Genomic DNA, 23,499 nt, shown 5'->3' with positions numbered 1-23,499 from the left:
CCCCTTTTCTTACATTACATATGGTTGCTTAAGCTCATCGGTTCTTTTTTAACAAATTCCTCTGCTTCTACAACATCTGTATAAGACATATACGCTCCAGGAAATTCCTTCATTCTCCAGCCTTCCATATCCTTATTGCCGCCATATAACGGATCAGCGTAACAACCTTCCAGTGTCAGTTGTCTTAATAGTGCAAAAAATCCAGCGGAAGAAACCAGATTCATTTCTATTTCTCCTGCCTCAAAGCTTTGTAAAATTTCAATTTGTGCATCTTCCTCTAAATTATTGAAAATATCATTATATTTGGACTGGCTGACTTCATTCAATTTACGTAAACCAGTCAGCATGGTATCTCCACGATTTAAAGGAGATTCCCCTTCAAGAAATGGCCGTTTCCGATAGTCGTCTATGTTTTTCCCCCACGGGGATGCTAACTGCTTATCAATATAATAGGGTGCGCCCAAAGCAATTGCTCCGGGGCCATTTTCATCCTCCGGGAATATGATTTCTGCCGCTGCCGAGAGTGTTAATAAATCTTCAATTCTCGTAAAAAACTGCATCGCTTCTGTAAAAGTATTATGCCCCCCTGAACCATGATGATGACTATCCTCAGAAGCAGGCTCGTACTTCTCTGTTTTAAAAGGCTTACTTATAAAACTTCCTAAAAGAATCCCGCCAACAATTCCACCGGTTGTCATCCCTGCAGTCTTTATAAATTGACGTTTCGATAGATCTACTTCTTCTTGATTATCACTTACATTCTTTTGGTTGACATCTTTGTTTTCTGTCATGTGATTTCCCCCTTTTTTTCAAATCACAACTTCAACATATATATTTGAAGTACCTCCTTTCAAGACAATGGTAGAAAGAACTATTTTATCTATATGATGTGTTTCTGTAATCAGTAGAAAATATATATCTGTAATGCTTCTTGAGATTATTTTTGGTTATATTTAAGAAAATAGGAAAACATAAACATTTTTAATTTTCCAAAAATAAAAGTTAAAACTATTTATTTTAATATAAAAAAACTCCTTAAAATTGATTGACCATTTAAATTTATTCCCTTACGTCATGGTATAAATATATATATGAATAATTTGTCTTATATATAACTGATGTTTAAATAAACATCTTTTCATTCTATTTTCACCCAGTAAAAATATCAGATACTTTGAATCTATATTGTATTTTAGATAAATGATAGAATTTGAAAAAGCAGTCAAAAAAAGGATTAATATTTAATTACAGGGGAACGTTATAACATGTAAGCTAAAAAATACATTACGGAGGTTTTTTTATGTTGCATAAACAACATCAGCAGTTAATTGAGGCACTGCAAAGTTGTATCGTTGCCTGTAACCACTGCTATGATGCATGCCTTAAAGAAGAAGATATACAAATGATGGCTGGATGTATCCGTTTAGACCGGGAATGTGCTGAAATTTGCTCCTATCTTGCACAAGCTTTATGCAGAGATACTCCTTTTACTGCTGAGCTAGCTTCTGTTTGTGCTGCCATTTGTGAAGCATGTGGAAATGAATGCAGACAGCATGATCATGAGCATTGTCAGAAGTGTGCTGATGCATGTTTTCAATGTGCAGAAGCATGTAAAAAGATTGCTTAAATGCAAAAAAAGAAGCAGCTCTGTCGTCCAAAGAACTGCTTCTTTCTACATTATTCCGGTTCAATAGTAACATCTCTAAAGAATGGGAAGCTGCTTGGAAACTGATAGAATCCATTCACTTCATCACGCAAACCGGATAAAAGTACAGAATGATAAATAGGTACAATTGGCGCCTCATCTACAATAATTTGCTGTGCATCGGCATACAGGGATAAGCGTGCTGCTTCATTCCCTTCTTGTCTTGCCTGCTCCAGCAGCTCATCCACCTCTTCATTTGCATAGAAGGAACGATTTCCTGGTGCACCTGCATTGTCGGAATGAAACATTGGATATAATCCATAATCAGCGTCCAATGTCACCGTTCCCCAACTCCCTAAAAACATGTCGACACTGCCATTTGCTGTATCTTCCAAATAGGTGGCCGTTTCTGTCATTTGAATATTTACATCAATTCCAATTTCTTTCAGCTGGGATTGAATAACCTGTGCAATATCGCCTGTATTTGTATCATAAGCCATTAAGGTTATTTCCAAGCCATCTGCAAAACCCGCATCCTCCAGCAATGTTTTCGCTTCTTCCACATCTCTGTCTATGGGTTCTATATTTTCATCATAGCCAAATACAGTCGGGGCAAGAGGCCCTTTGGCAGGTAAAGCAATCCCATTTAGAACACCATTAATAATTTCATCTTTATTAATGGTCATTGCAATAGCCTGACGAACTCTTTCATCATTAAACGGCTCACGCTCTACGTTAAAACCGAGATATGTCATACTGGCACTGTCAGACTGCATTACATGGGTACCTTCATTGTCATCCACTTCTTCAACATTATTGGCATTCACGGGGTAGATAAAGTCTGAATCTCCTGTCTGGAGTTCAGCAATTCGAGTTAAGTCCTCCGGAACAAAATGAAAAGCAATAGCTTCCACTCCAGCCTGCTCTCCCCAATAATCTTCATTCTTTACTACAGTAATTTCTCCACTGACTGCACGCTCCTCAAATTTAAAGTAACCTGTTCCCACCGGATTTTCATTAATAGTAGAAAAAGGCTCTTCACCATTTGCAATTGCTTCATTATCTGCTTCAATCGCTTCCAAGCTGATCATATGACCGCCAGGATGTGCTAAATGGGCAGGTAATGCGGAAAACGGATATTCTGTTTCAATATGAACTGTGTAATCATCAATCACTTCGACATTTTTAATCATGTCAAATAGAAAACCAAGTGGAGAGCCTATGTCTGGATCACGTACACGATCTAAATTTGCTTTAACTACTTTTGCATTAAAGGCTGATCCATCATGGAAAGTGACATCTTCACGCAGCTTCGCCTCCCACATCGTATCCTCGATTTGCTCCAGACTTTCAGCCAATGCAGGCTGTATTTCCAAATCAGTATTCTGTTCTACCAGCGTATCATACAAGGTATTCATTACATATAAAGAATTTCCATCATTTGCAGCATGCGGGTCAAGCGATACAGGCTCTGATGCCAGCCCCGCTTTCAACTGCATTTCTTCAGCAGCCTCTTTGGCAGGGGCTCCCGTTTCGTCTTGCGGTCCACTATCGTCTGCACATGCTGCCATAATGAACAACATAGAAAACAACAAAGCCAATCCAATTATTTTCTTCAAATTTACTCCTCCTATTTTTTTATCATAAAAGTAAAATTACATTCATTTTGCTAAGAATACAATCCTTCTAATTGAGGATAAGTATATCCTATTTTGAATAGAGAGAGAAGAAACAAGCATCTTATTAAAAATATTGACGCAAATGCTTTACCAATGCTTCTGATTAAAATTATTTGAGAATAAATTTATTTTCACTTTAAATATTGCTCTTCTGCCCAAATTACTCGACATTATTAAAAAAAGCTTTTTTATACTTTTTACTCCGTTTTTCAATCTATATAAATGAAAAGAATATCTAATAGGAATAAGAGCAGGCAGACATTTAAAAGATATGATATTTGAATAATGTATAACAGATGAAAAAACAGCCCCAGAAAAATTCATTAAAACAGCTATCCCTTATCTCATATCTGGAATTTAATAAAAACCATCCTTGGTGTCTTTTGGTAAGATACCAAGGATGGGTCTGTTATTGTCAGATATTAAATGTCTTCGGTTTCCATTTGTGCTTCCTCTTCCTGGTCTTTTGGCATTGCACGATAGACCAAGAACCCTAAGATAACCGCAATGACAGAGATCGCAAAAGCAATAAAGTACACAAGCTCGACTCCTGCAATCATTGCTTCATTTATTGTTCCGGGATTCTCAGGTGTGGCTGATTGATTTAAATAATGCTGCTGCCTTGCATTCAAAATACTGATGAATACAGAAACCCCCATAGCACCAGCCACGGGCTGCAATGTCGTCATGACCGATGTTCCATGAGGATATAAACGTTTCGGAAGCTGATTTAACCCATTGGTTTCCGCCGGCATAATAATCGCTGAAGCAGCAAGCATTAATAATATATAACCAACAATGATCATCCACGGTTGTGTATCTGCATCAAGCCGACTCATCATAAACATGGTTCCACTTAACACAAGTGAAGCTGGAATCATCAGCACTCTTGGCCCAAATTTGTCAAAAAGATGCCCCATCACTGGTGACATCACTCCATTTAATATGCTTCCCGGCAAAAGAAGCAGACCAGCTGTTGCAGCAGATAATGCCAACGGTCCCTGCATAAAAACAGGCAAAATGATTTCAGATGAAAACATTGTCATCATAATAACAAGAAACATAAGCACCCCGTGCGTATACATTGGGTACTTAAAAACTCTCAAATCTAAGACAGGATCATCCAGCTTAAATTGCCTTACAGAGAATAAAATAATGGCAGCAGCCCCAATTATAATAAAACTGTACACATCAGGACTTAGGAATCCTGCTTCCTCTTCTCCTACTGAACTAAATCCGTAAACAAGTGAACCAAAACCAATAGTTGAATATACAAGTGATAAGACATCAACTTTCGGCTTTGTAATTTCCGACACATTTATTAAATATTTGTATGCAAATGCTATAGAAAAAAGAGCGAACGGAATTACACAGATAAATAAAAAGCGCCATCCTAAATACTCTACAATAATACCTGAAAGTGTTGGTCCTATCGCCGGCGCAAACATTATAACAAGCCCAACAATCCCCATAATCTTTCCACGTTTATGCGGTGGAAAGATTAGTAAAAACACATTAAAAATGACTGGCATTAATAAACCAGTTCCAGCTGCCTGGATAAACCTTCCAACTAGTAAAATAGAGAAAGTCGGAGCTGCAGCACAGATAATTGTTCCAATTGTAAATATAATCATTGTTCCTAAAAACAGCTGTCTGGTTGTAAACCATTGCAGAAGAACAGCAGAAGCCGGGATAACCACTCCCATGACTAACATAAATCCTGTTGCCATCCACTGAACAGTTGGAAGGGTGACATTAAATTCTCCCATTAACGTTGTTAAAGCAATATTTAACAATGTTTCATTTAGAATAGCAAAAAAAGCACCAATGATTAGTGATAGCATAATCGGCATAACCTTAAAATTCGGGTCTTCTGCCAGGTATTCATATTTAGTTGAATTCTGTTCCGTCATTAACGAAACCCCTTTCAATTTAAGATCTGTAAGATGGCAGCAATCATCAAGCTTTTACATTTTTGTCCAATAAAAAAAGAGAGTTGATTCTCTCTCCCAGCTCAATTATTGGTTTCAAAAAGGCAGACAAATCCCGATTTTGCTACACAAGCAATCTGTTATTCAGTTAACGAGGTTATTCGGAATTAACAGCATTTCAAAACCCTCCGTTCCTTTAAGTAAACTAATACTAACACGTGTTCCCAGCGTCTGCAAGAAGCAAATCAGCTTCAGCCTCTATCAAATATTTATACCAGGCCAGCTGCATTCATACATCTATCTTAATCAAAATAAGAAGCTTCTATACTTCTTGAAACTCATCATAGCGTTAACATAACATCTGCCTAAATCATACTCACTTTCTAAGTGGGCTAAAAATAAAGTTATCCATTAAGACTGTTATTTAATATTCTTAAAATATTCTGCGGACAGAAGCTGTTCTCTTTTTGATTTGCAACAAATATCAACTTTACACAAGTTTAGAACATATTTCCAAGCCTTCTTTAATTGGTGAAATAACTGTTATCACGAATATTTGAAGTACGCCGATAAAGGCTGCTATTTTAGCCAGCCTTTATCATTTACTTTTGTTACAGCCTCTATCCGATTATCAACCTCTAACTTATCCAAGATAATCGAAATATAATTTCGAACGGTACCATTGGATAAAAATAATTCCTTGGCAATCGCCTTGGTTGTTTTCCCCTCTGATATTAATTGTAATACTTCTATTTCTCGTTTGGTTAAGGGATTTTCTTCCGCAAAAGCAAGGTCAATTAATTCTGGAGAATACATTCGTTTCCCTTTCATAATCTGACGAATAGAGTGAACCAAATCCTCACTTGGACTATCCTTTAACAGATAACCATCGACTTCCGCCTTTCTAGCTCTTTCGAAATAGCCCGGTCTGGCAAAGGTAGTCAAAATAATAATTTTACATGAATCATTCCTTAAATGCTCTGCAGCATCCAGCCCTGTCATGACCGGCATTTCAATATCCATCAAGCAAATATCCGGCTGCTCTTGTTTGACTAATGCCAATAGCTCTTCTCCGTTACCTGCTTTACCTGCCACTACCATATCTTCCTCTAAATCCAAAAGCGCACCTAGTGCTCCTAACAATAACTGCTGATCCTCTGCAATTACAATCCGAATCAAATTTAAACCTCCTCCATCTGTCTTAGAACCTTTGGCACCGTCATATCTATTTTAAAGCCTTTAACGTGTGCAGAGATAGCTAAGGTCCCGTTGATAAAGGACAGGCGTTCTCTCATACCCTGAAGCCCATTTCCAAATTCAGGAATACTATTCTTTCCTACTCCATCATCTTCTACCTGCAGCCTGACTTCTTCCTTTGTTTCAGAAAACTCAATGGAACAATGATTTGCCTGACTATGCTTTACAACATTTGTTACTGCTTCTTTCAGGCACATACTTAATACACTTTCCATTAACATTGGTAAAGAAGATTGTTCAACCTTCATCACAATTTTATGCTTAATCTGTGCAACTTCCATTAATTGTTCAACATGTGCAATTTCTTCCGTCAAGCGAATATTTTTCATATCTGACACCATTTCCCGTACTTCTTTTAAAGCATGTCTGGCAGTATTCTGCACATCCTGCAGCTCCTTCTTCGCCCGCACATGATCTTTATCCAATAACTTCGCAACGAGTTCACTTTTCAGTCCAATCATCGACAGTTTCTGGCCCAATGTATCATGTAAATCACGTGCTATCCTTTGTCGTTCTTCAACAATAGCAAATTCAGCAATTTTGCGGTTGGCATCTTCTAATTTCTCCTCTAATTCTTCCTGTTTCAAGCGATTATAACGATTGATAGGTATCAGAATAACCCCTAACAAGGTTATAATCAAGAACGGCAGTTGATTCAAAAACAGAGAATAGTTAAAGAAGAAGCCTGCCGTGATAGCCCCTACAATTACCACCATATGAATCACATACATCGTAATAAATCCTGCTTTACCGCGAACATTACCTACAAAAAACGCAGTAAATAAAGCAAAATAAACATATCCATATAGAATCGTCATCACAATATTAATAATAAATTCCATTGTTAATCCTGTGTACATAAGCTGTTGATGGGAATTGAAGGTAAACCAGTAAACTGCAAAGAAAAGTAACGTCAGCAGTACACCGACCCCGATTTCCCAAATGGAAGTAGAGCGAAAAATAAAGTAAAACGGCAACACACAAAAAATAACCCAAATATATATGCTTAATCCTGTATTCCTCGGAAAGATATGATACCATTGCCGCACAATTTAGCCTCCTATGTTCCTGCTGGATATTATTTATTGTACCAAATATTTCTCTTCCCAGATAAAGAATCCCCCTAAAACGATTAGAGGGTTGTAATTATTTAGGAACGAATCGTAGGAGTTGACTTTACTGCCGTTATCTCTTGATCTTTTATTTGCTTTAAACGATGTTTCATTGCCCGAAAGCTGATAAATGTTTTCTGTTCTTCATCATAGAGACGAAACTTGATTGATTCCAAGCTTGTTTTTAACGTAATAGTAGTTGCTTTGTGTAATGGCGGAGTTTCACGGTGTGCCTGCTCCAAATTGTAATTAGGAACTTTTGGTGCTAAGTGATGCACATGATGATAACCAATACTTCCTGTCATCCACTCTAACCATTTTGGCAGCTTATAATAAGAGCTTCCATCTACCGCTGCCTTCACATAATCCCATTCCGACTCATTCTCAAAATAAGAATCCTCGAACTGGTGCTGGACATAAAATAACCAAATTCCCAATACTCCAGCGATATAAGCAATCGGCAGTTGAACGAATACAAGCGCTTGCCAGCCAAGCAGGAAGCCGATAAGACAATAGATTGCAATCAATACGATATTAATAATATAGGTATTCCTACGTTCTTTTTTTCTCGCATCTTTACGATTGATACGATTGCTATAGAGAAACAAAGAAAATGGTCCTAAACCAAACAGGATGATTGGATTACGATATAAGCGATATTGCAGTCTTTCCCATTTTATTGCCTGCTTATATTCCTCAACGGTCATTATCCAGATATCACCAGTACCTCGCTGATCTAAATTTCCACTTGTCGCATGATGAATCGCATGTTCTCTTTTCCATTTTTCAAAAGGAAAATGAGTAATCACACCTGTAATGGTTCCGAGCAGTCTATTATATTTCGGATTTTTGAAAAAAGATTGATGCGCGCAGTCATGAAAGATAATAAACGTCCGGACCATAAAGCCTGCAGCGGCAATGCTGCATACTAAACTCAACCAAATGGAAACAGCTAAACTCTGATAAGCTAAGAACCATAAGATAAAAAATGGAGGAATCGTATTTAAAAGTTGAACAATACTTGTCTTCATTTTAGATTTTGCAAATGGCATAACGTCTTTTCTAAGTTGTACTTGCTTTTGTTTGCTCATTTATATCCCCGCCCTTTAAAACATACTGTGGCTTTAAGTATAAAGAATAACGCAATGAAATATTAGACACAGTTGTCAGTAATTCAATATGACACATGTCATGTTATCAGGGGGATTTTTCCTATTATGGAAGAGGCTGGGACATAACTAGCCAAAAATAATGAAAAGATGGATTTCACATTGGGTTTTGATGTGAAATCCATCTTTTTTGAAATCATTTATAAGTAGATACATAAAAAAGCAGCTAGAGGCAGTGTATCTTCTCAGATTCACTGCCATTAAGGCGAATCCCAATTCATTATCCACTTTGGATTTTCCTCGTACAGAGAAACGAGTGAAACCCAAATTAGCCTTCAAAAATCCAAAGAAAGGCTCCACATCTATCTTACGTTTTCCGTAAAGCTTGCCCATTTCTTCATCTGAAAGCTGTTCTCGTATCATTTTCTTTTGTGCTTCCCATTTTTCATTATAAAATATTTTCCGATGGTTACCTTCCTTTGCCTTGGTACATTGCTCTCGCAAAGGACAGCCTGTACAATCTTCACATTCATAGACCTTAAATTGTCGCTGGTAACCATACTTGTCTGTGCGTTTGGAGTTATAGCGATAAGTAACAGCTTGACCATTTGGACAAGTAAAGGCATCTATTTCGGCATCATAATCCCAGTTAGCGGTGTTAAAGGGATTATTTTTATATTTTTTCTTCTTCTCTTTGCGGTACATACTATAGGTAATCAAGGCAGTTCGTAACCGGTTCAGGGTGACATCTTCTATATTCTGTTCACTTCCATAAGCCGCATCAGCTACGAGGACATCAGGCAACGCAAAATAATCCTTTTCAATACGATCTAAAAAAGGAATCAGCGTTCGTGTATCGGTAGGGTTCGGAAAAATATCATAGGCTAATGCGTAACGTCCTTCTGTTGCCAATTGCACATTATAAGCAGCTTTCAACTGTCCGTTCTTCATATGGTCATCTTTCAATCGCATAAAGGTTGCGTCGTGATCCGTCTTGGAATAGCTGTTACGTTCTTCTAAAATCTCCAAGGCTTCTTCATATTTTTCTTGACGACAGATGAAATCGTGCACCTGTTTTAAGGCTTGTTTTGGCTGCTTTCGTTCCGAACGCAGGGCTTTTCGGTCTTGTGCTTTTTCAATCGATTCGATTTGTTTCGTATACGTTTGGACTGACTTATCCAAATTCGCTGCCATCTGTTGAAGTTCTTGCGTCGATAGAGCTTCCGGGTTTTCCCGGTTGATTTCTGGAATAATTTCTTTTTCCACTAATTCTTCATAGAGGGCATGGGACTTCTCTACAAGTTTCGTTTGATAACGCTCGATCGATTTTCGCCAGACAAAGGTGAATTTATTGGCATTGGCTTCAATTTTGGTCCCGTCAATAAAGATAGCCTCCGCATCGATCAACTCTTTTTCCACCAGCTGACAACGAAATTGGACGAAGCACTGACGCAATAGTTCTTTTACTTCTGGATTCACACGAAAACGGTTGATAGTACGGTAACTCGGCTCATATCCTTGCGCAAGCCACATCATTCGCACACTATCTTTTAATAATGCTTCGATTTTTCGGCCAGAGAACACCGACTGGGTATAAGCACATAAAATAATTTTCATCATCATACGCGGGTGATAGGCGGGACAGCCTGTTTGACGGGTAAAACCGGTGAAAGCTTCTTCTGGAATCTGTTCGATAAATTCATGGATGGTATAAGCAATATCATTTTCTTGTAATTTCATCTCGAAATCTAATGGCAAAACGACTTGATTTACGTTATAATATTTAAACATAAGGATACCTCGATTCTGTTTTTGTAGTGGTACTTTAACTTTATCAGAAGGTATCCTTTTTTTGTACGTTTATTTCATTTTTTAATCAAATTAAAAAAGTGACTTCCTACTTAAAATCATAGTAGAAAGTCACTTTTTCTATTTTTACTGGCTTTTGTCCCAGCCTCAACTTCATTCAATGGAGATTTTTTTGATGCACAAATGGTTTCGATAGAACAACTGATTACACCGCAATAAAATTATTTCAACAGCTAGAATCACACTTATTTATCCACTCCCTTTCCTGAATTTCTCAACCAATACCCTGCGGCATTTTGACCTTCCTTATGCAATTTTTCATCAAAAAAACAATTGGTCACTTCAAACCGTAAATGACCAATTGTTTTTTCGTTCAGTATTTTCTTTAACCTTTGATCAACCCGTATTCACCAACCCTGCTGCTACACCATTAATCGTCAGTAACACCTCAGTCACTAAATCTTCAGGAGGATTGTCTGTTTCTCTTAATTTATGAATTAAATCCACCTGCAGGAAATTGAGCGGGTCAACGTACGGATTTCGAAGGTGAACAGACCCTTGTATATTCGGCGTATGGCTGAGCAGCTCTTCATTCCCGGAAATTTGTAGAAGTGCCCTTTTTGTCCGATCGTATTCATCAGCGATGTCTTCATATATCCGTTTCGCTGTATCCTGGTCCTCAACTAAAGCCAGATATTCCTTAGCTGTTTTCATATCAGCTTTCATCAATGCCATTTGTAAGTTGTTAATGGTCACTTTGAAGAAAGGCCATTCCTTATACATCATTTGCAATATTTTCAAATGACTACTGTCTTCTTCGATGAAAGTTTGCAGTCCTGTTCCTGCAGCATACCAGGCAGGCAGCATATATCTGGATTGCGTCCACGCAAACACCCATGGAATAGCCCTTAAGTCTTCAAAACGCTGACTGTTCTTTCTGCTCATCGGCCGTGAACCAATATTTAAAGCACCTAATTCTGTCAAAGGGGTTGCCTGATTAAAAAATGTCAGAAAATCCGGGTCACCAAACACTAGTGATTGATATTTTTTCAATGATTTTTTTGAAATGGATTCCATTATAGTTTCCCATTCTTTTTGGCGCAACTCTTCTTGAGCAGGTGTATTGGAAACCTTGGCAGACCTTGTAAATAAAGCAGAGGCTGCCTGCTCTAAATTACGGTAAGCAATATCTTCAAGCAGATATCTGGAAGAAAGTACTTCTCCCTGCTCTGTGATTTTCACACCATCCTCCAGCGTCTCTGCCGGCTGAGAGAGAATACTGGTACTCAACGAACCGCCACCACGACCAAGAGAGCCTCCGCGGCCATGGAAGAATTTCAAACGGATATGGTATTGTCTTGCTATATTATGGATTTCCTCCTGAGCTTTAAACAGATTCCAGTTTGCACTTAATGTACCACCGTCTTTACTTCCATCCGAATAGCCCAGCATGATTTCCTGATGTTCACCGCGTGCTTCTAATTGTTTACGGTATACTTCTGTTTCAAATAATGTCTTCATAATATCCGGACCTGCAATTAAATCATCAATTGTTTCCAGCAATGGAGCGACATCAAGATCACTTTCCACTGTCCCATCTGGATAAAGACGATAAATACCTGTTTCTTTAGCAAGTAATAAGACTTCTAAGAGATCACTCGGTGATTCAGACATACTGATTAAATAAACTTCAACAGCTCGTTTTCCAAATTCCTCATGCGCTTTTTTAATTGTTCTGAAGACTTTCAAAATATCCTGCGTTTCTTTAGAATAACCCCCATCGAAAAGCAACAACGGTCTCGGTTCATTCAAAACCTCACATAATACTTTTTGTTTATCCTCTTCTGTAAGCGCAGCGTAATTATCTGTAACGTGGACGGCTGTTAGAATCTCATGCACAGCTGTTTCATGCTCTCCACTATGATTTCGTACATCCAATGTCGCTAAATGAAAGCCAAACAGCTCTACTTGTCGGATGACCTTTCGAATTGCTTTCAGTTTTTTCGTCTTCGGTAAATGTGCTTCGGCACTTTCCTTAATTTCTTTGAGGTCACGAACCAGCTCTTCTGGATAAAGATAACCTTGTGACGTTTTCCCTGTTTCACGCAATCTCTTTAGAATAATGGCAAATTTACGGCGATATACTTCCGACTTGATTGGCCATCTATCCCTCTCAGTTAAATAGCTATTCTCTTCTTTTTCCATTCTGTCAATAAACTGCTGGTTGATAGATATACGTTCACTGGATTGACTGAACCGTCTCATCAGCTCAACGATGGAAGCTTCATATTTCTTCAATATCAATTTCCGCTGCATTTTCAATGTCTCCCAAGTAATTTCAGGTGTGACATTTGGGTTCCCATCCCGGTCTCCCCCAATCCAGGAACCAAAATGAATAAAATTTGGTACTTCCCAGTTTCCTTCTGGAATTTGCTTCTGCAGCTGTATTTCCATTTCTTGAAAGACATCAGGTAATGTTTCAAATAATGTTTGATCAAAATAATAAAGACCATTTTTCACTTCATCCAGTACTCCCGGCTTCTTTTGCCGCAGTTCATTTGTATGCCATAAAGCAGTAATTTCATTAAACAAACTTTCTTCCACGTCTGCCTTCTCTCTTTGTGAAGTCTGTGGATTATCCAATGTCCGCAGATGTGCCGATATACGTTTTTGTATTTCCAACACAGTTCGTTTTGTGGCCTCTGTCGGATGGGCTGTCATAATCAATTCAATCGATAAGTCATTCAGCACTTCTTGAATTCCGTCATTTGTAAGACTGCTTTCTTTTACTTTCGAGACCGCTTTTTCAATAGAAAAGGATTGACTGGTCTCTTCATCCAGCAGATACTGGCGTTTGCGCCTGATTCTATGATTCTGCTCCGCGATATTAATCAAATGAAAATAGATAGAAAAAGCACGGATTACTTGCTGACGCAGCGGCGGTTTTAGATTGCTGATTTCTCTTTTTAAGGTATGATATGTATCTTCGTCGAATTCATTTCGGATACTTTTCGTCATTTCACGAATCGATTCAACCTTATCAAATAGCTCTGTACCTCCATGCAGCTTCAGTACTTCCCCTAATATATTCCCAAGCATATTGACATCATTTCGCAATGATGCATTTTTATCGATTGTTTCTGTCATGCTTTTTCCTCCTACTATTCAATTAGCGTAAAAATATCATAACATCTTTTGAAAAAAATAATAAATTCTAAATACATAAGGGATTATTTTCCATCCCGAAATCACTACCTGTTAAATAACTCTCCAATCTTTCCATTTATATAATTGGTGATACAGATATTTTGAATTTCAGCTAATAAATATTTTCCCTGTTTTAAGAATCTGAAACTTAATCAAAATAAACCTTAAAGATTTAAATCAATATATAATAGCTTTCTTCAGCTGTCCAGCTTTCTCTATAAAGTATAAAATCTGCCTTAAATATTATCTTATAAAACCGGATGAACGCTTCATTTCTCTTGTTAAAAATAAGCTTTGTGAACTAAACTTAGATTATGGTTTATCTTAGTTACTATATTGATAGAAAGCTTTCACTTCATCTATATATGCTGTGAAATGGCTGAGAAAGGAATCGGGAGATATCACTTTCAAAAATTTTCCATAGCCAAGAAGTTTATTGTATCCAAATACATTATCCTTTAACGGATAAATGACAGAATACCACGTATCATCTACTTTTTTCACGTTTTCTCTTCCTAACAGCTCCAGAAATTTATCAATAACCACTTTATTGACAAGTAATGTAACGGGAACATTATCTTTTTCCATCCACTCCCCGCCATTATAAGAGATTGGTTGATAATCCCTCTTGGAAAATGTCCCTCTTGTATTTAGATTGGATATTCTTGCAAGCTTATAAACATTGAATCGTTCTCTGGAATAACAATAAGCGTCCATATACCAGCTTCTGTCCTTAAAGACGACACGATAGGGCTCTGCTATTTTATTTGATTCTTCTCCCTGTGAGTTAATATAGTCAAAATAAATAAGTCTGCTGTTCCAAATCGCAAAAAGTATTTCCAAACAATTTTTCTTAATTCAATATTACCTGTGGAAAGAGACAAATCTATTTCAAAATCAGCGATTCCTTCCATTTTATTTAATTTTAAGATGGCATTAAAGGCGGCGTCATCATGGAGTACCTGCATCCTGCTCTTTAAGCTGGTTTCAATGGTCATTAGTTCTGTCTTTGACAAAGGAGGTTTATTCATTTCAACCGAGCCCATTAAATAGATCCCTCCGTTTCTTCCTTTCTTGCAGTATAAAGGGATTCCAGCTAGTGACAGATCATCAATATCGCGCATAATCGTTCTTCTGTCTACATGAAACTTTTCCGATAGTTCTTTTGCTGTTGTTTGTTGATGGTCGATTAAATAAGAGACGATCCCCATATGTCTATCTATTTTAATGATAAACACGTCCTTTTTATTTTTAATATGACATACAGTTGCCATATTATCTTTGGTAGCATTATAGCATAAAAAATAAGGAGGTAGTAAACATGCAGATTAAACAGAAGGATGCAGGTCAGTTTATTGGCAGAAGTATTGAAATAGCAGGAAAAGGAATACATGATGAAAAATACTCGCAGGAAAAAACAGCATTTTATCAAGAATTATTTAAGCTAGGTATGATGAAAGAATTAATGCCGGTATCAAAGGATAAAAAAGGCTATGCCCTTATTATTCCAATTGAAAATGGAATCAGATATTTTGCCGGGATTCTATCAGATGTTTATATCGAAGGGTATGAAAAGCTGGAGATTACCTCACAGAGTTATGTAGTACTTGCTGCACAAGATGGGATATCCAGAAACTTATTCGATCAATTGGAGGATACATTTTTTACAGACAAGGAGAAAAGTGTGCAATATAACGGTAAAGAAGTTTTGGAGGTTCTTTTGAATGGGAATCCTGCGAATGCAGAGGTGGAATTGTGGGTTCCCGTGACAAATGAATAGGAGAACAGACTGCTGTAAAGCATAAATTGTTCCCCAAAAGGAGCTATAAAATCCTTTTGGGGAACAATTTATCCTGCAATGTTTATTAGCTTATCTTTCTCAGCTTTCATTTGACCTTCTTCGCAAACGATATACATAATAACATGGAATGAATCCACATATAAAAATTATTCCACCTACTAAAACACCATTCATTGCTGGAAATTCTTCACCTAATTATGCCAGAATTCCAATAACAACGGATATAAACACTGTTACAGCTAGAGAGATAAGCTAATCCTTTTTCAGGAGATTTATCACTGGGCTTCATGATCTACGCTAATACCAATGGATAAATATGCGGAAACAATAGCTGTAATCATAAAAACATACCACAATGGATTATCCGTCATTCCGTCTATTCCTTTTGTAACAAAATCATACCCTAATATCCCCACAACAATACCAATGGTTTGAATCAAAAACAGTACTCTAATATCTTTTAAGTTTTTTAATTTTAACCGTTCATCTTTAATTTTCTTCATCTGGCATTACTCCTTTTCCCTCCAAATGACTTCATCTAAAGTTTTATTCACTGCATAACAAATTTCAAGACAGAGGTTTAAGGTTGGATTATAATTTCCCTTTTCAATTAAGCTGATGGTTTGCCGGGTAACTCCTGTTTTTTCAGCCAGCTGCTATTGTGTTAAATCTACTTGGATGCGGGCTACTTTGAGATTGTTTTCCACAATTTTCATCACTCCTTTCCACTTTAACATTCAATATATATTACATAATATTTCTTCATTTCACAGGCTATGGGGTATATGCCGCCTAAAAAATAACATGATCACTCTGCAAGAGAATTGACCATGTTATTTTTTGTTTTATTTACATCATTATCATTTACTATTTTTCTGAGATTGCTGATTCTGCGCACTCACATCTTCAAAATCGGTATCACTGTATATTTCAGTTCCATGTCCTCCTGTTGTTCTAGCTATGAATTCCTTGGCCTCATTATAAGACATCCCTGAGTTTTTATTTGCTTTTTTCACAGCCTCTATGTCTGTCCCTGCAGCAGTAAATTTATTATCCTTATTTTCCTGCATCTCTATACCTCCTGCTTTGTTTCTTTTTATGTTGTCCATTAGAGAAGGGTTTTAACCAAAATGAATTCATTTAACACTTATTTATTCCTAGAAAAATAAGAAAATCTAGGATATTTCACAACAGCCCATTTTTCCTTACGCAGCGAATCAATGAATTCGGAACCCTCGTTCAAATTACTTGGGACCAGTTCTTCAGGTGTTAATGCCAGCCATTGATTCAGCGACACATCAGCAAATCGACTGCTTTTGAACATTTCTAAAAACCATAATGTTTCATTACCTGTATTCTGGATATAATGTCCATTAGCAAGAGGAACATAGCCGACGCCACCGGCTGTTAAACTCATATTTCCCCCTGCAAGTGTAGTAGCAGCTGGAAGCTTCCTCGCAGTAACCTCTCGGGACAATCCTCTTTTTTTAATTTCATCGAGGTATCAGAGAATGAGAATTTTAAGTTAGGAAGCAATCCTGTGTCCGTAGATGGCGGAATAAGCATATCCGGATTTTGTATATCTCGCATAATGTTACGTGGTCCTGCATCAATTGCACCGGCTCCGTCACTCCGAATAGGCTGTGGCACATTTCCATTCCACGGGTTAATAGTTCGATCTTCCATCAAAAAGCATCTCTTTTATTGGTTTATACACAAATCATTCTTTTAGTATAGGCATATGCCCGATTCTTTTTATTTGTTCCTGATGATTAAAAACGTGGCTTTCCGTTGTATAAAAATTTCTATTTTTTCTGTTCTTTTGCCATTTTCCAAAGCAGAATCGCTGAAACCAGTGAAGCAATCAGATTGTAAAACATCGAGCTGACAAACGCAGAAGCATAAAGTCCGCTCTGAGCATCCTCTCCAGCACCATTAGCAATAACACCGCCAAAAAGGATACTTACTGCTGCCAGTCCGATAGCTGCACCAACCTGTTGCAAAGTAGAAATAACCCCTGATGCCATTCCAGCCTTGTTTTCTTCTACGAATCCTAATACAAGATTTAACAGCGGTGTCATGACTAATCCTTGACCGATTCCTACAATAATTAGCCCCGTGATTAAGTGAGATGCAATCAATTCACCTCCTGCAATCCATACCTGCCCAATTAATACAGCAAAGGAGAATGTATAAAAAACAGCTCCCCAAAAGATTGTCTTTGTACCGAAGCGTTCTACCAGACGTGGCGCTGCTATCGATGCTGCTGTAAACCCGATACTGCAGGGTACAAAAAGAAGTCCTGAAGAAAGCGGGCTCAATCCCAGACCTGTTTGTACCAGGAGTGCATAGGATAAGAAAAATACAGAAGAAGTAGAATAGATGAGCAATACAAGACTTCCCCCCATCGCGAACCGGGATTGGCGTAAAAGCTGCGTATCTATCAATGGCTGTCTTTTAGCAATACGTCGCCTTTCCTGGTGAAGCCAAAATCCTTATAATAGCAGCGCAGAAGATGCCAATGATAAGAAACTCCAAATTGTCCACCCATGATTTTGGGACTCAATCAGCGGCACCAGGAATAAAATCAGTCCAAGGCTGACAATGACTACGCCGGACCAATCAAGTAAAGGACGCTCTGGAGCACGGGATTCTGGAATAAACCTTGCCATAATAATCGAAAAGATCCCGATTGGAACATTAATTAAGAAAATCATACGCCAGCCAAGTCCTCCAAAATCAGCTTCTACGATAAAACCGCCAAGTACTTGACCTGCAATCGCAGCGAGACCTAACACCATGCCAAGCAGACTGAAAGCAATTCCTCTTTCACGGCCTGAGAAATTCACTCGAATAGAAGAATAAATTTGCGGCTGCATCATTGCTGCGGTCAAGCCTTGAAGTACTCTGGCAATAATAAGCATGTCCGGGTTAACTGCCAGACCGCAAAATGCAGATGTAATAGTAAAACCGAGCATACCTGCGATGAATAGACGTCTGCGGCCAAAACGGTCACCCAGTCTTCCACCTGTAATCAAAAGCACGCCAAACCCAAGCTCATAGCCTGCCACAATAAATGCAACCTGTGAAAAGTTTGCGCCTAAATCTCCTTGTATACTAGGAATTGCCACATTCACGATAAAAAGATCAAGGATAGTCATAAAACCGGCTAATAAAAGAATAAGTAAGCCTAATAATGTAGCCGGTTGAGATAATGTCGGGTATCTTTCTTTCATTTTAAAAATTCCTCCTTTTTATTTCTATTTCTTTTTACTCTCCCCCTTTTCAACGAAACTTGATTTGATTATACTAATACATAACAGTTTAATAAAACGAATCTTTTTAGATTTATAGTTTAATAAAATTAAACTATAAATTAAGGAGGAAATGCATTTGGAATTACGTCATTTAATTACCTTTAAGACAATCGTCGAAAAGGGAGGATTTAAACGGGCAGCAGAATCTCTTGATTACTCACAATCATCGGTTACGGTACATGTAAAGGAGCTGGAAGAAGAACTTGGAAAACCTTTATTTGACCGTATTGGCAGAAAAGTCTTTTTGACAAACTACGGCAGACAATTTCATCCTTATGCAGTTAAAATCGCGGATTTATATAAAGAGGCAACGGAAATTATGCAGATAGACGATAAACCAAAAGGGAATCTTGTTCTCGGTGTTACAGAGATTTTCTCTCAATACCGAATCCCCTCCCTGCTATTGGAGTACAAAAAAAGATATCCCGATGTAAATTTATCTTTACGGTCACTGGAAAATAAAGAAATTTCTGCTGCACTCAAAAAACGGGCAAATTGATCTGGCTTTTGTGTTAGAAAGAAATGATTGGTTTGACAAGGAGCTGACTATTGAAAAATTAAAGGAAGAATCCGTTGTTCTCACATACCCTGTCAATCAGGAAAATGTCGAAAACACCATTCTTGTTACGGAAGTGACTTGCAGTTATAAAAGTATGATGGAAACCTATGTCCAGGAAAACCAAATCGAAGTAAAAAATACGCTAAACTTTTCAAGTCTGGAAGCAATAAAACAGTGTGTGATTTCAGGTCTTGGATTTTCTATTCTGCCATATTTTTCAGTGGAAAAGGAGCTTGCAACAAAGCAGATACAAGGGGAAAATATTCAGTTAAATCATACAGGAAACACTACTTTTATTGCTTATCATAAAAACAAACAACTCTCTCCTGCCATCAAATCTATGATTTCATTGATGAAAGAACATCGTCTGCATTGGGATGAGTGAAAAAATAAAAAGCCCGGCTGAATGAAAAAAGTCGGGCACCATAATTTCTATTATTTACCCTGCGATTTAAATGCTAATAAAGCAAATAGAAGATAAATGAATATATATTTAAAAACATAGTACTGATCATACTTCAAACTATTAACTTAATAATTTTGAAATATGCTCCTCTTTTCTAATACTCTTAACCTCCAGACATCATCATTGCAACTAAAAATTATGAAGGAACTTCCCATACAAATAACGCTTTATTTATTCAGCAACCAATAGCAATTAGAAAATTTAGTTGTTAGCCTTTCAATTGATTCAAATTTGTCACACTTCCTACATATATTGCTCATTATTTCACAAATACTTCACGGAGTCACACAACATTCCATGATATAATTATTGTGAAATAGATCACAATAATATACTAGGAGGTTTTATAATGAGATTCAAGCTGATTTTAATGTCCTTTTTATCCCTGTTACTGGTAGGTTTTTTGGCCGCATGCGGCTCGAATGACGAGGATCAGGCTGATGAAAATACAGCAAACGATACGGAAGAAACAGAAGGTACAGAAGAAACAGAAGAAGATGTCGTAACAACAGCCTCATTGGTTAATGAACCCGACGCCTTTGTCAATGCTGTCAGCGAGAATGGAACATGGATTATTGCTACACTGGATGATATTACAATAGATGAAGATGTAGTGGTCGCAGGTGAATTCTACGATAAGGATGACGAATCCAGTGATATTTATCGTAAAATTGCCCCATATACACAAGATGAAGATCATAACATTACAGATTCATTTACTATCACAGTCCCAAGCCTTACTGTACAGAGTGAAAACTTGAATTTCCAAGGTGGTACATTACAGGGTGATGTGATTGTCGAAGCAAATGGTTTTATGCTTGATGAAACAGCTACCATTGACGGAAATTTAAAATTTGCTAATGAAGAAGCAGAAAGCTCAGCTACTATTGATGGTGAAGTTACAGGCGAAATCGAATAATAACAGAAAGCTTATTATCAATTGAGCCTTGGCTCCCTCCCCGCTTCAAATCGAATTAATTTATACCACGCTAATAAAGCGGGCAGGCCAAAGCTTGTCCGCTTCATTTATATACTTTCCGCTCTCATCAAATACTTTCCCATTACATGATGAGGTCTCATCTCCATTCCACAACCAGAGATGAGACCTCATCATGTAATTTTATTTTTCTCTATAATCAATGAAAGTGATGCCCCTCTGTCCGCAGTATAAATAAGATAACTGCCAGCAGCACCATAGCAATAAGGACTGCTATATCTGTTTTCTGCCACTGCAAACGGCGAAAGGATGACCTTGGATTGTTAGACTGGTAACCTCTTACCTCCATTGCATTAGCCATATCCTCTGCCCTTACCAGAGAACTGACGAATAAAGGAATAAAAATAGGAACAATTTTTTTTATTTGCTGAGGCAGTGATCCTTCTCCAAATGTGGTACCTCTTGCACGTTGCGCGTCCATTACTTTTTGTGTTTCATCCAATATAATCGGGATAAAACGAAGTGCTATTGCCAGCATAAGCGATATCTCATCAACCGGCAGTTTCAGCCTTTTTAATGGCTGAAGCAGATAATTCATTGCGTCCGTTAAATCAATCGGTTTTGTGGTTAAGGTTACCACGGTTGAAACAAAAATAATCATGGTAAATCGGCTAAATGTATACATACCATTTATTAATCCAAATGATGAAATCGTAACCGGTCCCCAATCAATATAAATTTCTCCGCCTGCAGTAAACAGTACCTGCAGTGATACTGTAAACAAGATCAACCATATTAATGGTCTGACTCCCCGGATGTATATACGGATGGATACACCAGATAACTTCATCATCGTAAAGGTGAAAAGCCAAAGTACCAAATATGTTATCCAATTATTAGCGATAAATAAGATAAAAATAAAAGAAATCCCGGCCAGTAATTTAGCTCTCGGATCAATACGATGAAGAAGCGAATTACCCGGAAAATAGCGTCCTAAGATTAATTTGTTCATGCCAATCCCGCCTCTATTAAAGCATCTGCCAGCTGAGCCAGTGTCAGACAGATTTGTGATAAGGTTACATTCGCTTCCTGCTCTATCCTTATTTGCAGCTTTCTGGCCTGCGGCAAATCCAGGCCCCATTGGTGAATCGCAGCCATATCAGCAAATAACCTCTCCGGATTATCCTGAAAAACAATCCTGCCTCCGTCCATTACGATAACTTCATCTGCATACAAAGCAACATCGTCCATATCATGAGTAACCAGCAAGGTTGTCAATCCGCGTTCTTTATGCCAGGCATGAAGAAGATCCATCACTTCTTTTTTCCCTTTTGGATCAAGCCCTGCACCAGGCTCATCTAAAACAAGAATATCCGGGCTCATCGCCAATATCCCGGCCATTGCCACATACCTTTTTTGGCCGCCGGATAGAGAAAATGGTGACTTAGATAATAGAGAGGCATCTAAACCAACACGCTTGATAACCTCCAGAGCAATCTGCTTTGCTTCTGCTTCCGGTACACCAAAATTCATCGGGCCGAACATAATATCCTTTTCAACGGTTTCAGCAAATAATTGCGATTCCGGGAATTGAAAAACCATTCCCACCTTTTGACGTGCTTCCTTCACTGATTGCTTCGCGTTTTCTGATGTAATCATTATTTCCCCGATCGATACTCGCCCTTTTACCGGAACAAGCAATCCATTCATCAGTTTCAGCAAGCTCGATTTTCCGGATCCGGTTTTGCCGGCTACTGCCGTAAAAGATCCTGACTTTACTGTTGTACTGATTGATTTTAATATCTCCGGACTTCTAATCGGTCCCGCCTGATAATCTACCGTTACTTGATGAAGATTTATCTGCATAGCCACCACACCATTTCATCTTCTGTCATATAGGCATCAGGTATGGTGCTCCCCTGTTCTTTTAACTTTCTTCTTAATGCCTCGGTGAATGGAACATCTAACCGCTCTTCCCTTTGAAAAATCTTGGCAGGCTTGCCTATTTCCATCAATTTTCCTTTTTTTAAAACTAATATTCTATCAGCTGCTGCCGCTTCATTCATATCATGTGTAATCGAAATAATGGTCAGCTGATGCTGCTTCCGTAATTCATCTAAGAGGCTCATGAAATCCTGCCTGCTTTTGGGATCGAGCATAACCATTGCCTCGTCTAATACGATAATTGCTGGATGTAACGCTAAAATCCCGGCAATGGCCACTCGCTGCTTCTGCCCCCCTGATAAGCGGGACGGGTCATAATCAGCATAGCTGGTCATACCAACCATTGCTAACGCTCTATCGACGCGCTGCTTCATTTCGTCATAAGGCATATTCTGATTTTCCAATGCAAATGCCACGTCATCCTTTACAGTAGTTCCAATAAATTGATTTTCCGGATTTTGAAATACCAGTCCTATCTGATTGCGAAGCTCCCATTTCGTTTCCTCCTTCAGCTCCATACCATTAATATAGATTTTTCCAGAGGAGGGCGTATGAAGGCCAACTAGTAAACTGGCTAATGTCGACTTTCCAGAACCATTATGTCCTACAACAGCCAGCCACTCTCCACGCCGGGCCGTAAAGGAAAGGTCTGTAATGGTATGCTCCTGTTTTTGCAAATTATAATGAAAGTTTACATTTTCTACTTTAATACAAGTCATTGACATT

21 protein-coding genes and 2 pseudogenes are annotated in these 23,499 nt (G+C 38.0%); 5 read left to right on the top strand and 18 right to left on the bottom strand.

The features are described 5' to 3' along the window. Positions 1–14: 14 nt before the first annotated feature. Positions 15–791 (bottom strand): gluconate 2-dehydrogenase subunit 3 family protein, encoded by a 777-nt coding sequence (locus MHH51_RS06825; protein WP_339285174.1) that lies wholly within the window; start codon positions 789–791, stop codon positions 15–17. Between the two features lie 509 nt (positions 792–1,300). Between MHH51_RS06825 and MHH51_RS06820 the strand changes: the two genes are divergently transcribed. Then, on the top strand, positions 1,301–1,627 hold the full coding sequence (locus tag MHH51_RS06820) for a four-helix bundle copper-binding protein (RefSeq protein ID WP_147211958.1): 327 nt from the start codon (positions 1,301–1,303) through the stop codon (positions 1,625–1,627). A gap of 50 nt (positions 1,628–1,677) precedes the next feature. On the opposite strand, the gene MHH51_RS06815 is transcribed toward MHH51_RS06820, so the two are convergent. The 9 genes from MHH51_RS06815 to MHH51_RS06775 form a co-directional block, all read right to left on the bottom strand. Next, positions 1,678–3,228 carry a glutathione ABC transporter substrate-binding protein gene (locus tag MHH51_RS06815; RefSeq protein ID WP_339286274.1) on the bottom strand — a complete coding sequence of 517 codons (1,551 nt, stop codon included), beginning with the start codon at positions 3,226–3,228 and terminating at the stop codon, positions 1,678–1,680. A 518-nt stretch (positions 3,229–3,746) separates the two neighbouring features. Beyond that, positions 3,747–5,237: an MDR family MFS transporter gene (locus tag MHH51_RS06810; protein WP_339285172.1), complete on the bottom strand. Its 1,491-nt coding sequence runs from the start codon at positions 5,235–5,237 to the stop codon at positions 3,747–3,749. 597 nt (positions 5,238–5,834) lie between these two features. After that, a complete protein-coding gene (locus tag MHH51_RS06805) occupies positions 5,835–6,434 on the bottom strand; it encodes a response regulator transcription factor (protein WP_339285170.1) in 600 nt (199 codons plus the stop codon). A 2-nt stretch (positions 6,435–6,436) separates the two neighbouring features. Further along, positions 6,437–7,561, bottom strand: a complete 1,125-nt coding sequence (locus MHH51_RS06800; RefSeq protein WP_339285168.1) for a sensor histidine kinase — start codon at positions 7,559–7,561, stop codon at positions 6,437–6,439. A 101-nt stretch (positions 7,562–7,662) separates the two neighbouring features. Then, positions 7,663–8,715, bottom strand: coding sequence for a fatty acid desaturase (locus tag MHH51_RS06795; RefSeq protein WP_339285166.1), 1,053 nt, complete (start codon positions 8,713–8,715; stop codon positions 7,663–7,665). A 147-nt stretch (positions 8,716–8,862) separates the two neighbouring features. After that, complete coding sequence (locus MHH51_RS06790) at positions 8,863–10,524, bottom strand: IS1182 family transposase (protein ID WP_339282663.1); 1,662 nt, start codon at positions 10,522–10,524, stop codon at positions 8,863–8,865. A 414-nt stretch (positions 10,525–10,938) separates the two neighbouring features. Continuing rightward, positions 10,939–13,689, bottom strand: a complete 2,751-nt coding sequence (gene ppc, locus MHH51_RS06785; protein ID WP_339285164.1) for a phosphoenolpyruvate carboxylase — start codon at positions 13,687–13,689, stop codon at positions 10,939–10,941. A 384-nt stretch (positions 13,690–14,073) separates the two neighbouring features. Further along, entirely contained in the window at positions 14,074–14,592 is a 519-nt protein-coding gene (locus MHH51_RS06780) for a WYL domain-containing protein (RefSeq protein ID WP_339285162.1), read from the bottom strand. Then, positions 14,508–14,960: an HTH domain-containing protein gene (locus tag MHH51_RS06775; RefSeq protein ID WP_339285160.1), complete on the bottom strand. Its 453-nt coding sequence runs from the start codon at positions 14,958–14,960 to the stop codon at positions 14,508–14,510. Before MHH51_RS06775 ends, MHH51_RS06780 begins: the two co-directional genes overlap by 85 nt. A 110-nt stretch (positions 14,961–15,070) precedes the next feature. On the opposite strand from MHH51_RS06775, the gene MHH51_RS06770 reads away from it, so the two are divergent. Beyond that, on the top strand, positions 15,071–15,529 hold the full coding sequence (locus tag MHH51_RS06770) for an effector binding domain-containing protein (RefSeq protein WP_339285158.1): 459 nt from the start codon (positions 15,071–15,073) through the stop codon (positions 15,527–15,529). Between the two features lie 296 nt (positions 15,530–15,825). Here MHH51_RS06770 and MHH51_RS06765 read toward each other — a convergent pair whose 3' ends face one another. The 5 genes and pseudogenes from MHH51_RS06765 to MHH51_RS06745 all read right to left on the bottom strand — a co-directional run bounded on the left by MHH51_RS06765 (position 15,826) and on the right by MHH51_RS06745 (position 18,786). Continuing rightward, positions 15,826–16,053, bottom strand: coding sequence for a hypothetical protein (locus tag MHH51_RS06765; protein WP_307725857.1), 228 nt, complete (start codon positions 16,051–16,053; stop codon positions 15,826–15,828). Between the two features lie 6 nt (positions 16,054–16,059). Further along, positions 16,060–16,203, bottom strand: coding sequence for a helix-turn-helix domain-containing protein (locus MHH51_RS06760; protein WP_246145231.1), 144 nt, complete (start codon positions 16,201–16,203; stop codon positions 16,060–16,062). 207 nt (positions 16,204–16,410) lie between these two features. After that, positions 16,411–16,620: a gamma-type small acid-soluble spore protein gene (locus tag MHH51_RS06755; protein WP_147211968.1), complete on the bottom strand. Its 210-nt coding sequence runs from the start codon at positions 16,618–16,620 to the stop codon at positions 16,411–16,413. A gap of 77 nt (positions 16,621–16,697) precedes the next feature. Next, a pseudogene (locus MHH51_RS06750) lies at positions 16,698–17,236 on the bottom strand (cupin). 119 nt (positions 17,237–17,355) lie between these two features. Beyond that, a pseudogene (locus MHH51_RS06745) lies at positions 17,356–18,786 on the bottom strand (MFS transporter). A 157-nt stretch (positions 18,787–18,943) separates the two neighbouring features. On the opposite strand from MHH51_RS06745, the gene MHH51_RS06740 reads away from it, so the two are divergent. The 3 genes from MHH51_RS06740 to MHH51_RS06730 all read left to right on the top strand — a co-directional run bounded on the left by MHH51_RS06740 (position 18,944) and on the right by MHH51_RS06730 (position 20,811). Then, on the top strand, positions 18,944–19,366 hold the full coding sequence (locus MHH51_RS06740; protein ID WP_339285154.1) for a LysR family transcriptional regulator: 423 nt from the start codon (positions 18,944–18,946) through the stop codon (positions 19,364–19,366). Between the two features lie 10 nt (positions 19,367–19,376). Continuing rightward, positions 19,377–19,811 carry a substrate-binding domain-containing protein gene (locus MHH51_RS06735; RefSeq protein ID WP_339285152.1) on the top strand — a complete coding sequence of 145 codons (435 nt, stop codon included), beginning with the start codon at positions 19,377–19,379 and terminating at the stop codon, positions 19,809–19,811. 430 nt (positions 19,812–20,241) lie between these two features. Beyond that, complete coding sequence (locus MHH51_RS06730; protein ID WP_147211973.1) at positions 20,242–20,811, top strand: hypothetical protein; 570 nt, start codon at positions 20,242–20,244, stop codon at positions 20,809–20,811. A 217-nt stretch (positions 20,812–21,028) separates the two neighbouring features. On the opposite strand, the gene MHH51_RS06725 is transcribed toward MHH51_RS06730, so the two are convergent. From MHH51_RS06725 to MHH51_RS06715, 3 genes are read right to left on the bottom strand one after another with little or no spacing between them, the layout of a single operon-like run. Then, entirely contained in the window at positions 21,029–21,841 is an 813-nt protein-coding gene (locus MHH51_RS06725; RefSeq protein ID WP_339285149.1) for an energy-coupling factor transporter transmembrane protein EcfT, read from the bottom strand. Beyond that, a complete protein-coding gene (locus MHH51_RS06720; RefSeq protein WP_339285147.1) occupies positions 21,838–22,695 on the bottom strand; it encodes an energy-coupling factor transporter ATPase in 858 nt (285 codons plus the stop codon). Before MHH51_RS06720 ends, MHH51_RS06725 begins: the two co-directional genes overlap by 4 nt. Beyond that, a complete protein-coding gene (locus tag MHH51_RS06715) occupies positions 22,686–23,492 on the bottom strand; it encodes an energy-coupling factor transporter ATPase (RefSeq protein ID WP_307725858.1) in 807 nt (268 codons plus the stop codon). The genes MHH51_RS06720 and MHH51_RS06715 overlap by 10 nt, the downstream gene beginning before the upstream one ends. Positions 23,493–23,499: the final 7 nt, after the last annotated feature.

This window comes from Oceanobacillus sp. FSL K6-3682 (assembly GCF_037976165.1).
Lineage (GTDB): Bacteria > Bacillota > Bacilli > Bacillales > Amphibacillaceae > Oceanobacillus > Oceanobacillus sojae.
Note: the sequence above shows the minus strand (reverse complement) of the source record. Positions and strands in the feature narration are given on the sequence as shown.

Bases quoted from the DNA above. Each gene is read 5' to 3' on its own strand.
- MHH51_RS06825 (WP_339285174.1), bottom strand. From the start codon at position 791: ATGACAGAAAACAAAGATGTCAACCAAAAGAATGTAAGTGATAATCAA.
- MHH51_RS06820 (WP_147211958.1), top strand. From the start codon at position 1,301: ATGTTGCATAAACAACATCAGCAGTTAATTGAGGCACTGCAAAGTTGT.
- MHH51_RS06815 (WP_339286274.1), bottom strand. From the start codon at position 3,228: ATGTTGTTCATTATGGCAGCATGTGCAGACGATAGTGGACCGCAAGAC.
- MHH51_RS06810 (WP_339285172.1), bottom strand. From the start codon at position 5,237: ATGACGGAACAGAATTCAACTAAATATGAATACCTGGCAGAAGACCCG.
- MHH51_RS06795 (WP_339285166.1), bottom strand. From the start codon at position 8,715: ATGAGCAAACAAAAGCAAGTACAACTTAGAAAAGACGTTATGCCATTT.
- MHH51_RS06790 (WP_339282663.1), bottom strand. From the start codon at position 10,524: ATGTTTAAATATTATAACGTAAATCAAGTCGTTTTGCCATTAGATTTC.
- ppc (WP_339285164.1), bottom strand. From the start codon at position 13,689: ATGACAGAAACAATCGATAAAAATGCATCATTGCGAAATGATGTCAAT.
- MHH51_RS06775 (WP_339285160.1), bottom strand. From the start codon at position 14,960: ATGGGGATCGTCTCTTATTTAATCGACCATCAACAAACAACAGCAAAA.
- MHH51_RS06770 (WP_339285158.1), top strand. From the start codon at position 15,071: ATGCAGATTAAACAGAAGGATGCAGGTCAGTTTATTGGCAGAAGTATT.
- MHH51_RS06765 (WP_307725857.1), bottom strand. From the start codon at position 16,053: ATGAAGAAAATTAAAGATGAACGGTTAAAATTAAAAAACTTAAAAGAT.
- MHH51_RS06755 (WP_147211968.1), bottom strand. From the start codon at position 16,620: ATGCAGGAAAATAAGGATAATAAATTTACTGCTGCAGGGACAGACATA.
- MHH51_RS06730 (WP_147211973.1), top strand. From the start codon at position 20,242: ATGAGATTCAAGCTGATTTTAATGTCCTTTTTATCCCTGTTACTGGTA.
- MHH51_RS06725 (WP_339285149.1), bottom strand. From the start codon at position 21,841: ATGAACAAATTAATCTTAGGACGCTATTTTCCGGGTAATTCGCTTCTT.
- MHH51_RS06720 (WP_339285147.1), bottom strand. From the start codon at position 22,695: ATGCAGATAAATCTTCATCAAGTAACGGTAGATTATCAGGCGGGACCG.
- MHH51_RS06715 (WP_307725858.1), bottom strand. From the start codon at position 23,492: ATGACTTGTATTAAAGTAGAAAATGTAAACTTTCATTATAATTTGCAA.